Below are 11,917 nucleotides of genomic sequence, written 5' to 3'. Positions count from 1 at the left end.
CCATGTCCGATCCCATCGTCGTCACTCGCAGCGGCCCCGTCAGGGGGGCGACGGCGAACGGCGTCTCGCGTTTCCTCGGCATTCCCTATGCGGCCGCGCCCGTCGGTGAGCGCCGCTTCGCCTTGCCCGAACCTCACGCGCCTTGGGACGAATGGGACGGCCGCGCCAAGGGCCCGAGCGCACCTTGGCTGCTCAAGGATTTCCCGGCTCTCGACCTCGCGCCCCTCGTCGGCTCGGGCTGGGACAGAGGCGAGGACTATCTGAACCTCAACATCTGGACGCCAGAGAAGGCCGAGGGCGGCCTGCCCGTCATGGTCTGGGTCCACGGCGGCGGCTGGGTCGGCGGCTCGGCCATGGCGCCGGTGCAGGACGGGACGGCCTTCGCCCGCGACGGCGTGATCCTGGTCTCCATCACCTATCGGCTGGGCGTCGACGGCTTCATGCCCATTCCCGGCGCGCCTCTGAATCTCGGCCTGCACGACACCATCGCCGCCCTGCGCTGGGTGCAGGACAATATCGCGGCCTTCGGCGGCGATCCCGCGAACGTCACCGTCTTCGGCGAGTCGGCCGGCGCCATGTCGATCGGCGACCTGGTCCCCTCCCCGGCGGCGAAGGGCCTGTTCCGCCGCGCCATCATCCAGAGCGGTCATGGCTCCATCGTCCGTCCGCTGTCGGTCGCCCGGCGGGTGACGGCGAAGATGGCCAAGCTGCTCGGCGTCGCTCCGACATTGGCGGGCTTCCGCTCGGCCTCCATCGAGCGCGGCCTCGCGGCGCTGGAAAAGATCTCCCTGCCGACCACCCGCATCGATATGCGCGACGAAGAGGGCCGCGACCCGACCTTCGGTGTCAGCCGCTTCGCCCCGGTCGTCGGCGACGACATCATCCCGATCAAGCCGCTGGACGCCCTGAAGCAGGGCGCGGGCGCCGAGGTCGATGTGCTGATCGGCACCAACAGCGAGGAAATGAACCTCTACTTCATCCCCACGGGGGTGAAGGCCAAGGTCGGCAAGCTGCTGGCCTGGTTCGTCCTCAGTCGTTCCGCGCCGCGCGCCGGGGCGACGCTGAAGGCCTATCGCAAGCCCGGCGGCAAACCAGGCGAGGCCCTGACCGAGGCGATGGGCGATCTGATGTTCCGCTGGCCGGCCCGGGTCTATGCCGCCGCGCACAAGGGCCGGACCCACATGTACGAGTTCGGCTGGCGCTCGACCGCCTTCAACGGCGAACTCGGCGCCTGCCATGCGGTCGAGGTGCCGTTCGTGTTCGACACCCTCTCGACCGGCACGGGCGCCAAGGGCTTCCTCGGCGAGACCCCGCCCCAGGCCCTGGCCGACCATGTGCACCGGATCTGGGTCGACTACGCCCGCGACGGCTCCCTGCCCTGGCCCGAGTTCGACGCGCAGACCCGGCAGGTCTACCGCCCGGAGATCGGCGCCGCCGAACACGAAGCCGAACTCCCCTGCGCCCCCTTCTGGTCCTGAGGCCGACATGTATCTCGATCTGTTCAAGCTCACCGGCCGCGTGGCCTTCGTCACCGGCGGGGCCAGCGGCATCGGCCTGTCCTGCGTCGATGCTCTCGCCGAGGCCGGAGCGCGGGTGATCATCGCCGACCGCAACCCGGAAGCCATCGCCACGGCCATCGCGGAAATGTCCGCCAAGGGCCATTCGGTCGAGGGTCTGACACTGGACGTCACCGACGCCGACGCCGTTCAACGCGCGGCCGACGACATCGTCGCCCGCCACGGCCGCGTCGACGTCCTGGTCAACAACGCCGGCATCGCCCGCAGCGAGATCGCTGCCGAGAACATGGAAGACGAGCGCTGGCTCGATGTCCTGAACGTCAATCTGAACGGCAGCTTCTGGTGCGCCCGCGCCTTCGGGCGTCACATGCTGGCCCAGGGCTCCGGCAGCATCGTCAACGTCGGCTCGATGAGCGGCTTCATCGTCAACCGCCCGCAGGGTCAGGCCCACTACAATGCCTCCAAGGCGGCCGTGCACCAGATGACGAAGTCGCTGGCCGCCGAATGGGCGCCGCGCGGGGTGCGGGTCAACGCGGTCGCCCCGACCTATATCGCCACCCCCCTGAACGCCTTCGCCGACCGCGAGGCCCCGATGTACAAGCGCTGGATCGACTCCACCCCGATGGCGCGGCTCGGCGAGCCCGAAGAAGTGGCCTCGGTCGTCCTGTTCCTCGCCTCGGACGCCGCCAGCCTGATGACCGGCTCCATCGTCCTGGCCGACGGCGGATACAGTTGCTGGTGATGACGGCGCGTGAAGAGGCCCCTCTGGTCGCGGGGATCGAGCTGGGCGGCACCAAATGCGTCGTCCTTCTGGCCACCGGTCCGGACGACATCCGCGCCGAAGCCCGGATCGCCACCACCACCCCGCAGGAGACGCTCGACGCCATTGAGGACCGGCTGAGGGAATGGCGGATCAAGCATCGGTTCGAAGCCATCGGCGTCGCCGGCTTCGGTCCGCTGGCGCTCGATCCCCGGCGCCCGGACTATGGCTGCATCGTCAACACGCCCAAGCCGGGCTGGAACGGGACCTCCCTGATCCAGCGGGCCCTGCGCTTCGGCGTGCCGGTGGGACTGGATACGGATGTCAACGCGGCGGCCTTGGCCGAGGGACGATGGGGTGGCGCGCAGGGGCTTCAGTCCTGGGCCTATGTCACCGTCGGCACGGGAATCGGCGTGGGCGCCATCGTGGAAGGCCGTCCGATCCGCGGCCTCGGCCACGCCGAGCTGGGCCATCTCAGGGTTCCGCGCCTCAAGGGCCGGTCCTGGCCGGGCGCCTGCCCCTATCACGGCGACTGCGTCGAAGGGATCGCCGCGGGTCCCGCCATCGCCATCCAGGCGGGCTTTCCGGCCGAGAGCCTGAGCCGAACCGATCCGGTCTGGGACGACGTCGTCCACGCCCTGGCCGGCTGCTTCCACAACCTCGTCCTGACCGCCGCGCCCGAGCGCATCCTGATCGGCGGCGGCGTCGGCCTCGGCCAGAAACACCTGATGCCGCGCATCCGCGCCGCTCTCGTCGAGAGCCTGAACGGCTATGCCGTCGCGCCCCGCATCGCCGAGGATATCGATGCCTTCCTGGTTCATCCGGCTCTGGGCAACCGGGCCGGGCCGCTGGGGTCGATCGCTCTCGCTCTCGGCGCGCTCGATGCCGGAGAAGCAGCCCCGATCCTTCGACCGGCACAAGCCTGCGCATAATTCCTGCGGGCCAGCACACCGACGGACCTTTCAGACAGGTCGGTTACGCGCCTAGCCTTCCCTCAACAGCGACCGGGAAAAATCCCGGCGCGGACCCATAGGGGGAAACACGATGCGCCTGACCACCATCCTCGCCGCCGGCACGGCGATCGCCACCCTGATGACCTGCGGCGCCGCCAGCGCCCAGACCGCCCAGCCCACCGGCCCTGACGGCGCCTCCCAGGTCGACGACGTCGTCGTCACCGCCCGGAAACGCGAAGAGCGCTTGCAGGACGTGCCGATCGCCGTCACCGCCACCACCGGCGAGACCCTGGAGCGCGAGCAGATCAATCTGGTCAAGGACGTCGCCGCCCTGACCCCGGGCCTGAACATTTCCTCCGACGCCGTCGGCCGCGCCTTCCTCGCCATCCGGGGCGTCGGCAACACCCTGATCGACAGCGTCCAGCCGGGCGTCGGCATCTTCATTGACGGCATCTACCAGCCCAACACCTCCTATCTGAACAGCCCCGTCGTGGACGTGGAACGGATCGAGGTGCTGCGCGGCCCGCAGGGGACCCTGTTCGGCAACAACACCCTGGGCGGCGCGATCAACGTCATCACCCGCGCCCCGACCGATCATTTCGAAGGTCGCGCCACGGCCTCCTACGCCGGACCGGACAACTATCAGACCTACGGCGCCAGCGTCTCCGGCCCCATCATCGAGGGCAGCCTGCGTGGCCGTCTGGCGGCCAACTATCACACCCAGGACGGCTTCTCGAAGAACCTGCTGGCCGGCGGAAACGCGCGCCCGCTGGAGACCCAGGCCGTCAACGGCACCCTGGTCTGGGAGATCCCGCAGGCCCAGCGCACCGAGCTTAGTCTCAACGCCTACTGGAACCGGGTCACCGGCTCCCAGACGGCCTACAACACGGTCAACAGCCCGACCAACTATGTCGACGACGTCCTGCTGAACCGCAACAGCGTGGCCGAGTACACCTACTCCGGGATCAATGCGAAGCTGGTGGTCGACCTGACGCCGAACACCACCATGACCACCATCCTGGCCTATGACGACAAGGACGGCCGGGCTTCGGGCGACGGCGACTTCGGCGCGGTCAACGCCATCAACGTCCTCGACGGCCGCAACGACCGCCAGACCTACACCGGCGAAGCCCGCTTCGACACCAACTGGAGCGATCGTTTCTCGACCCTGATCGGCGTCTTCGCCCAGAAATCGGACAACACCGACGACATCAGCCAGACCATCGACGCCGGCTACCTCCTGCTCGGCCTGCCGCTCGGCGCTCTGGTCCTGCCGCAGCACACGATCCGCGACAGCGAGCTGCAGTCCCAGGCCATCTACGCCAACGGCTTCTACAACCTCGGCGACGACTGGGAACTGTCGGCCGGCATCCGCTTCGACCACCAGGAAGTCTCGATCGACGGCACCGTCGGCCAGTATACCGCCGATGAATGGGAGCCCCGGATCACCCTGCGCCGGACCTGGAACCCGCAGCACTCCAGCTACGCCTCGATCTCGCGCGGCTTCCGCGGCGGCGGCGCCAACCCGGCCGGCGCGCCGAACCCCTTCTATCAGGGCGACTCGGTCTGGACCTATGAGCTCGGCGACAAGTTCACCAACGAGAGCCGCACCCTGACGGTGAACTCGGCGATCTATTTCAACGATTACAGCCACTACATCGGCCAGAACTCCCTGACCCCCAGCCTGATCGCGGTGAACCTGAACACCGGTTCGGTCGAAAGCTACGGCGTCGAACTGGAAGGCGTCTGGACGCCGAACGCCATGTTCCAGCTCAAGGCGGGCGGCACCTACAACCACGCGCGGATCACCGACGACAGCGAATATGCGGCGATCATCGGCCACGGCCTGCCGTCGGACCGGATCCTGTTCCAGCCGGACGTCAACGGCTTCGTGACCGGCAGCTTCACCTACCCGCTGGGCTCGGGCGAACTGCGCACCGACCTGACCGCCAGCTACAAGGGCGAACGCGTCGGCTCGACCCTCAGCCCCACCGTCTTCCCGACGCTGGAGGCCTATACGATCGTCAACGCCAACGTCGCTTACGAGTGGGGGAACTACACCGCCTCGATCTTCGCGACCAACCTGTTCGACGCCGACTACTATGACAGCTATCTCGACAAGTCCCTGTTGGCGGCCTTCGGCTTCCCGTCGGCGCTGGTCCATGACCTCGGCATCACGGGCGACGGGCGGCGGGTCGGCGTGCGGCTGAGCGCGAAGTTCTAGGGCGAAGGCGGGGGGAGGAAGCGTCATGAGCGCCTTGCCGACGTCGGTGACGACGCCACCGCTGCCGGAGGCCGTGCTCACGGGCTTGCGGGCGATCTTCCAGGATCGCCTGCACCTGGGCGAGGCGATGCGGGCCCAGCACGGCGCCTCGGAGGCCCACTTCGAGACCATGCTGCCCGACGCGGTGGTCTTCGCCCATTCGACCGAGGAAGTCGTCGCGCTGGTCAAGCTGTGCGTCGCCCACAACACCCCGGTCATCCCCTATGGCGCGGGAACTTCCATCGAGGGCAACACCACGCCGACGCGGGGCGGGGTCACGGTGGACCTGTCGGAGATGAACGCCATCCTGCAGGTCAACGCCGAGGACTTCGACGTCACGGTCCAGGCGGGCGTGCGGCGCGAGCAGCTGAACGAGCACCTGCGCGACGTCGGCCTGTTCTTCCCCATCGACCCCGGCGCCAACGCCACCATCGGCGGCATGGCCTCGACCCGGGCCTCGGGCACCAATGCGGTGCGCTACGGCACGATGCGCGAGGCGGTGCTCAATCTGCGCGTGGTCACCCCGGACGGCCGCGATATCCGCACCGCCCGCCGGGCCCGCAAGTCGGCCGCCGGCTATGACCTGACCCGGCTGATGATCGGCTCGGAAGGGACGCTGGGGATCATCACCGAGGTGACCCTGAGGCTGCACGGCATCCCCGAGGCCATCATGTCGGCGGTGTGCAGCTTCGACACCCTGGGGGGCGCGGTCGACACCGTGGTCCAGTCGATCCAGCTGGGCATCCCCCTCGCCCGCGTCGAGATCCTGGACGACATGCAGATGAAGGCGGTCAACGCCTGGTCGAAGCTGGACTACCCTGAGAAGACCACCCTCTTCTTCGAGTTCCACGGCTCGGAACGCTATGTCGAGGAGCAGGTCGAGACGGTGTCCGCCATCGCGGCGGAGAACGGCGGCGGCGAGTTCCGCTGGTCGAACCTGCCCGAGGAGCGGGCCAAGCTGTGGAAGGCGCGGCACGAGGCCTATTACGCCGCCATCGGCCTGAGGAAGGGATGCGTCGGCTGGGCCACGGACGTCTGCGTCCCAATCAGCCGCCTGGCCGAATGCATCCTTGAGACCAAGAAGGACCTCGCGACCGCCAGCATCCCCGCGACCATCCTGGGCCATGTCGGCGACGGCAATTTCCACGTCGTCTTCGTCCTCGATCCGAACAAGCCGGAAGAGGCCGAGGAGGCCGAGGCCCTGAACCAGCTTCTGGTTCAACGCGCGCTGGACATGGACGGTACCTGCACCGGCGAGCACGGCATCGGCCTGGGCAAGCAGGACTGGCTGGTCGCGGAACTGGGCGACGCGGTCGATCTTATGCGCATGATCAAACGCGCCCTGGACCCGAAGGACCTGTTCAATCCGGGCAAGATTTTCAGCCTGTAGAGACTGCTGCATGACCCCGACCGACACCCGCCGCCTCGTCGACCCCGAGCTGCTGACCCTGCTCGACGCCTGGCCCAAGGTGGCGCTGACCGAGGACATGCTGCCCGCCCTGCGAAGCGCCGACCGACTGCCGGCGCCCGAGCTGGATGCGGCGTCGAAGGCCGTCGAACTGACCCGCCGCACAGCCCCCGGCCCGGTAGGCGCGCCCGAGGTCGGGGTGCTGGTCTATCGGCCGACGGGCGCCGGTCCCTTCCCCTGCATCTTCCACATCCACGGCGGCGGCTATGTGATCGGGGCCGTGGACGGACAGGAGGCCCAGCATCGTGGCATGGTCGCGCGGCTGGGCTGCGTGATCGTGACCGTCGACTACCGGCTGGCGCCGGAGACCCGCTTCCCCGGAGCCATCGAGGACTGCTACGCCGCCCTGGCCTGGACCTTCGCCAACGCCGCCGGACTGGGCGTCGATCCGACGCGGATCGGCGTCATGGGCGAAAGCGCCGGCGGCGGACTGGCGGCGGCTTTGGCCCTGCTCGCACGCGATCGGGGCGAATATCCCCTCGCCTTCCAGCACCTGATCTATCCCATGCTGGACGACCGCACCGTCACCCATGCGGATCCGCATCCCCATACCGGCGAGTTCATCTGGACGCCGCACAACAACCGCTTCGGCTGGGCGGCCCTGCTGGGCGTCGAGCCCGGCTCCGACGGCGTCAGCCCCTATGCGGCCGCCGCCCGCGCCGAGGACCTGACCGGCCTGCCCCCGGCCTTCGTCTCGACCGGATCACTGGACCTTTTCCTCGAGGAAGACCTCGAATACGCGCGTCGGCTGTTGCGGGCGGGAGTGCCGACCGAACTGCATGTCTATCCCGGCGGTTATCACGGCTTCGACTTCGATCCGGCCGCCTCGGTCGCCCAACAGGCCCGGCGGGACAGCTTCGCAGCCCTGCATCGCTTCCTGACTTAAGACCTATCTGAAAGGTCTTGCACGACCTATCGGATAGGTGCATCGTCCCCTTCTAGCTTCCGACAGAGAAGCAGGAGGAACATCATGCAGCCCGACGCGCAAACCGACGCCCAGACTCCGTCTCCGGGGCCGTCCCGTTTCATCAGCCTGGTCGTCTCACCCGAGATGACAGTCCTGATCGGCCGGGGTCCGTTCGAAGGGATCGTCCTTCCGACCGAGGCCATCGCGGTCGCCTATGGCCTCGGCGCCATCGAGGTCGCGCCGTCCGTCCATGTCTATGGCGCCAACGCCGTGAACGGCCTGCTGGCCGAGAACGCCGCCGCCACCCGCATCCTGCTGCTCGTCGCGCCCACCGCGCTCGCCCGGATCGAGGGCGTCAGCCAGCCGGAGGCCGACGCGCATCACGGCTATCACCTGCCGCCCGAGCTGCGCGCCATCGCCCTGGCCCTGCGCGACTGCGACCGGTTCGGCGAGGCGGGCGAGATCTATCGCGCCGCCAAGGCCATCGAACTGCTGTGGGAGACCTGGCGTCGGCTGGACGCTCGCGCCCTGACCCCGCTGTCAACCAACGGCTCGCTGTCGCACACGGACGCGGTCCGCATCCTGGCCGTGCGCGAGCTGATCGACGCCCGCTGGAACGAGAAGCTGTCGCTGGGCTCCATCGCCGCCCAGTGCGGCCTGAACCGGGACAAGCTGACCCGCGGCTTCCGCGAGATGTTCGCCTGCACCGTCGCCGAGGCCATCGTCGAGCGCCGCCTGATCGAGGCCAGCCGGATGCTGGAGACCACCGACCTGCCGGTCTCCTCCATCGGCTATGAGAACGGCTATCTGAACAACGCCAGCTTCGCCCGCGCCTTCGGCCGCCGCTTCGGCCAGACGCCCTCCGACTACCGCGCCGCCCGGCTGGCCGCCTGATGGGAATCCCGTTCGCATCGGGCTCAAGCCCCGAGACCCAGACGGTCTCTCTGGTCCAGACGACGATCAACGCCGTCACCGACCACATCCGCGACCATGGCCTGCGCGTCGGCGACAATCTGCCGGGCGAGTCCCATTTCGTCGCGAGCCTCGGCGTCAGCCGTGCGGTGACCCGCGAGGCCTTCGGCGCCCTGGCCGCGCTGGGCCTGATCGACGTCGCCAACGGTCGGCGCGCCCGCGTCGGGGCGATCGACGGCTCGGTGATCGCCTCTTCCCTGAACCACGCGGTCTCCACGGCCCAGATCACCGTGCCCGAGGTCTGGGACGTGCGCCGCACCATCGAGGCCCGGACGGTCGCTTTGGCGGCGACCTCGCGCACCGACGCGGAGGCCGCCGAAATCGTCCGTCTGGCCGAGGCCATGGTCCGCGACGTCGATGACCGGCCGACGATGACCCGCCACGACATCGCCTTCCATCAGGCCATCGCGGCGGCCAGCCACAACGCCCTGTTCGTCCAGATCGTCTCCTCCTTCGCCCATCTGATGGAGGTCGCCGTGCCCGCCGCCTGGGACACCCGCGTGGTGGAAGAGGACAAGCGGGCGACGCTGGACCGTCACCTCGCGGTCGCCCACGCCATCCGCGATCGCGATCCGGTCGCCGCCGTGGCGGCCATGCAGGACCACTTCGACGCCTCGATCGACGACGTGCTGCAGGGGATGTCCGGTCGGCCGAGCGCCAACGACGCCTGAAAGGCCTAGCGCCGTCCCTCGAGGGCGGCGGAGACGGCGGCCGCCGTCGCCTCGGCGCCCTGAAGCGTAGGATGGAAGGGCGCGCCGTTCTTGCTGGGCCAGCCGCTGGTCCAGGGCGTGGCGGAACAGGCGTGGTGATCGACGCCCAGCGCATTCATGTCGACGAGGATGGCCCCACCCTGCTCAGCCGCCGCACGCGTGGTGTCGGCCAGCCGTGCTCCGACCTCACGCATCATATCGGCCTCGGCCGGCGTCAGGCCGATACGGGCGCAGGTTCCGGACGAGGGCAGGATGGTCGGATAGGTGGCGACCACGACCGTGGCCTTCGGCGCCTGCTGGTGGATCGCCTTGAGGCTCGCCGTCAGCTCGGCCTGGAGGCCGGCGTAGTCGCGGTCCGCCGGGGATTTGGGCCCCTTCCAGAGGCGACGCACGGTCCAGCCGAACAGGCTATCGGCCTTGCGCGCGGCCATTAGCGACAGGTCGCCGACATAGCCGATGTCGTTGCCGCCGACGGTCAGGGTGACCAGCCTGGTCTCGGGGCCGATCGTGCGGATCTGTGGCCCCTGGAAGAACTGTCCGCCCGTGAGGACGTTCTTCGTCACCGCCCCGCCGCAGCTCATGTCGGTGATGGCAATGCGGCGCAGGCGGGCGAGCTGTTGCGGATAGCCGTTGATGCTGCGGGCGCAGAGCAAGGGGCTATCCTTCACGAGTTTTCCGAGGCCCGCGCCGGCGGCGTAGGAGCTGCCTAGCGCCACATAATCATGCGGTCCGGCCGGGGTCCGCCGCGCCTGCAGCCAGACGAAGAGGGTCGCCAGCGCGACGAGCGCCAGCAGGAGCAAGAGAACGCCGAGGCAGCCCCGCGCCACCCAGCGCGACCTGCGCTTCCGCTCAGTCATGGTCGGCGCCCGCGAGCACGGCGCGCACCGGGGCGTTCATCATCGAGATCACAAAGCCGGCGAAGGAGATCAACCCCGTCGCCACCCCGACGATGGCGAGCGACAGGCCCAGATGGCTCTCGCCGCCGAGCGCCCGGCTGCCGAGCGTCACAAGGATCGGCGACAGGCCCAGACCGATCAGGGCGCCGAGGATCATGAAGGCGCCGAGGCAGACGCCGCGCTCCTCATTGGGCACCAGGACGGCGATGGCGGTGGCGGTGATCAGGCCGGTCATGGAGCCGGCGATCAGCAGGACGAACAGGACCCCCGCGAAGACCGGGACGCTGGTCATGATCGGAAACAGGGCCGCCGGGACGCCGATGGCCGAGGCAATCACGGCCCCGATCATGATGCCGCCGCGGATCGAGCTCTTGTGCCCCCGGTCGGCGACGAAGCCGGCGACCACCGGCCCAAGCACACCCGCGAGCAGAAGGATGCCGCCGAGCAGGCCGCTCGCCTCGCCCACGCTCATGCCGAGGTCGCGCTGCATGACCGGCACGGCCCAGACGCCCGCCGCCGCATCGGCCATGATCACGCTGATCTGGCCGACGAACAGGGGCAGGAGGAATTTCCAGCGGCGCAGCAGGGCCTGAACCAGCGGCTTGATGGCCTTGCTGTGGTTCTCGACCTCGTGGCGCGCCGGCTCGCGGATCAGGAACTGGAGCAGCAGCATCACGGCGCTGGCCACGCCGAAGACGAGGGAGGTCTCGCGCCAGGGCGTCAGGGCGATCCCCGGCAGGCTGAGGTTTCCGGAGAAGGCGGTGAACAGGGCGCCGCCGATGACGAAGGCCAGGGCGGGCCCCAGCGTATTGCCCATGCCGAGGAAGAGCATCGCCCTGCCCCGCTGCTGGGTCGCCGACATGTCGGCCAGCACGGAAATGGCCACCGGCACCAGGCTCATCGTGCCCAGCCCCGCCAGCATCCGCGTCACGAACAGGCTGGTGAAGTCGTTGGCGAAGGCCGAGCCGACCATGCCGACCGTCCAGCACAGGCCCAGCACCAGCATGATGCGGGCGCGGTTCGTATGGTCGGTCAGCCAGCCCAGCGGGATGGCGATCAGGGCCATGGGCAGGGCTGCGGCGATGCCCTGGATCAGGCTGATCTGGTAGTCGGTCAGGCCCAGCTCGGCCTTGGCGGCCTCCTGCAGCGGCGAGAAAGCCAGCCGCACCATCCCGGCCATCAGGATGATGGTCGAGACCAGAATGACCGCGCCCCAGGCGGTTTTGCGCAGCCCGGGAGTCGCGGCGGTGTTCGCCGCCTCTGCCTCGGTCGGATCAAACGTGGGTAGATCAATGCTCGGCATGTTCGGCTCCTGACCCCGCCGAATGCGTCAGGGCCGCTCGAACCCAGACCTACGCATTCCGGGCCTCAGCCGAAACGATGGTCGGTATGCAGACTGCAAGTCTCACTTGGCAGACATGGATCACCTGCGTGCCGGCGCGCCCCTGCCGCTCACCTGCCAGCTGAACCG

General features: G+C 68.9%; 10 protein-coding genes. 8 read left to right on the top strand and 2 right to left on the bottom strand.

Features of this window, described 5'->3' with window-relative positions:
* Nucleotides 1-2: 2 nt before the first annotated feature.
* The 8 genes from AC1ROD_RS05900 to AC1ROD_RS05865 all read left to right on the top strand — a co-directional run bounded on the left by AC1ROD_RS05900 (nucleotide 3) and on the right by AC1ROD_RS05865 (nucleotide 9,511).
* Nucleotides 3-1,478, top strand: coding sequence for a carboxylesterase/lipase family protein (locus tag AC1ROD_RS05900; RefSeq protein ID WP_492947318.1), 1,476 nt, complete (start codon nucleotides 3-5; stop codon nucleotides 1,476-1,478).
* 7 nt (nucleotides 1,479-1,485) lie between these two features.
* Nucleotides 1,486-2,259, top strand: coding sequence for an SDR family NAD(P)-dependent oxidoreductase (locus tag AC1ROD_RS05895; protein WP_492947317.1), 774 nt, complete (start codon nucleotides 1,486-1,488; stop codon nucleotides 2,257-2,259).
* The gene (locus AC1ROD_RS05890) at nucleotides 2,259-3,209 is read left to right on the top strand and encodes an ROK family protein (protein WP_492947742.1); all 951 of its coding nucleotides are present in this window, start codon (nucleotides 2,259-2,261) and stop codon (nucleotides 3,207-3,209) included. Before AC1ROD_RS05895 ends, AC1ROD_RS05890 begins: the two co-directional genes overlap by 1 nt.
* A 112-nt stretch (nucleotides 3,210-3,321) precedes the next feature.
* Nucleotides 3,322-5,454: a TonB-dependent receptor gene (locus AC1ROD_RS05885; protein WP_492947316.1), complete on the top strand. Its 2,133-nt coding sequence runs from the start codon at nucleotides 3,322-3,324 to the stop codon at nucleotides 5,452-5,454.
* Between the two features lie 25 nt (nucleotides 5,455-5,479).
* Nucleotides 5,480-6,883, top strand: a complete 1,404-nt coding sequence (locus AC1ROD_RS05880) for an FAD-binding oxidoreductase (protein ID WP_492947315.1) — start codon at nucleotides 5,480-5,482, stop codon at nucleotides 6,881-6,883.
* A 10-nt stretch (nucleotides 6,884-6,893) separates the two neighbouring features.
* Nucleotides 6,894-7,847, top strand: coding sequence for an alpha/beta hydrolase (locus AC1ROD_RS05875; protein ID WP_492947314.1), 954 nt, complete (start codon nucleotides 6,894-6,896; stop codon nucleotides 7,845-7,847).
* Nucleotides 7,848-7,931: 84 nt separating this feature from the next.
* Nucleotides 7,932-8,762: a helix-turn-helix domain-containing protein gene (locus tag AC1ROD_RS05870; protein ID WP_492947313.1), complete on the top strand. Its 831-nt coding sequence runs from the start codon at nucleotides 7,932-7,934 to the stop codon at nucleotides 8,760-8,762.
* Nucleotides 8,762-9,511, top strand: a complete 750-nt coding sequence (locus AC1ROD_RS05865) for a FadR/GntR family transcriptional regulator (protein WP_492947312.1) — start codon at nucleotides 8,762-8,764, stop codon at nucleotides 9,509-9,511. The genes AC1ROD_RS05870 and AC1ROD_RS05865 overlap by 1 nt, the downstream gene beginning before the upstream one ends.
* 5 nt (nucleotides 9,512-9,516) lie before the next feature.
* Here AC1ROD_RS05865 and AC1ROD_RS05860 read toward each other — a convergent pair whose 3' ends face one another.
* Both AC1ROD_RS05860 and AC1ROD_RS05855 read right to left on the bottom strand, forming a co-directional pair.
* Nucleotides 9,517-10,407, bottom strand: coding sequence for an SGNH/GDSL hydrolase family protein (locus tag AC1ROD_RS05860; protein ID WP_492947311.1), 891 nt, complete (start codon nucleotides 10,405-10,407; stop codon nucleotides 9,517-9,519).
* Complete coding sequence (locus tag AC1ROD_RS05855; protein WP_492947310.1) at nucleotides 10,400-11,749, bottom strand: MFS transporter; 1,350 nt, start codon at nucleotides 11,747-11,749, stop codon at nucleotides 10,400-10,402. The genes AC1ROD_RS05860 and AC1ROD_RS05855 overlap by 8 nt, the downstream gene beginning before the upstream one ends.
* Between the last annotated feature and the right edge of the window lie 168 nt (nucleotides 11,750-11,917).

Source organism: Brevundimonas sp. GW821-FHT12E07, assembly GCF_058807035.1.
Note: the sequence above shows the minus strand (reverse complement) of the source record. Positions and strands in the feature narration are given on the sequence as shown.

Coding starts and splice junctions, on each gene's coding strand:
- AC1ROD_RS05860 (WP_492947311.1), bottom strand. CDS start 10,407: ATGACTGAGCGGAAGCGCAGGTCGCGCTGGGTGGCGCGGGGCTGCCTC.
- AC1ROD_RS05875 (WP_492947314.1), top strand. CDS start 6,894: ATGACCCCGACCGACACCCGCCGCCTCGTCGACCCCGAGCTGCTGACC.
- AC1ROD_RS05870 (WP_492947313.1), top strand. CDS start 7,932: ATGCAGCCCGACGCGCAAACCGACGCCCAGACTCCGTCTCCGGGGCCG.
- AC1ROD_RS05890 (WP_492947742.1), top strand. CDS start 2,259: ATGACGGCGCGTGAAGAGGCCCCTCTGGTCGCGGGGATCGAGCTGGGC.
- AC1ROD_RS05900 (WP_492947318.1), top strand. CDS start 3: ATGTCCGATCCCATCGTCGTCACTCGCAGCGGCCCCGTCAGGGGGGCG.
- AC1ROD_RS05885 (WP_492947316.1), top strand. CDS start 3,322: ATGCGCCTGACCACCATCCTCGCCGCCGGCACGGCGATCGCCACCCTG.
- AC1ROD_RS05895 (WP_492947317.1), top strand. CDS start 1,486: ATGTATCTCGATCTGTTCAAGCTCACCGGCCGCGTGGCCTTCGTCACC.
- AC1ROD_RS05865 (WP_492947312.1), top strand. CDS start 8,762: ATGGGAATCCCGTTCGCATCGGGCTCAAGCCCCGAGACCCAGACGGTC.
- AC1ROD_RS05855 (WP_492947310.1), bottom strand. CDS start 11,749: ATGCCGAGCATTGATCTACCCACGTTTGATCCGACCGAGGCAGAGGCG.
- AC1ROD_RS05880 (WP_492947315.1), top strand. CDS start 5,480: ATGAGCGCCTTGCCGACGTCGGTGACGACGCCACCGCTGCCGGAGGCC.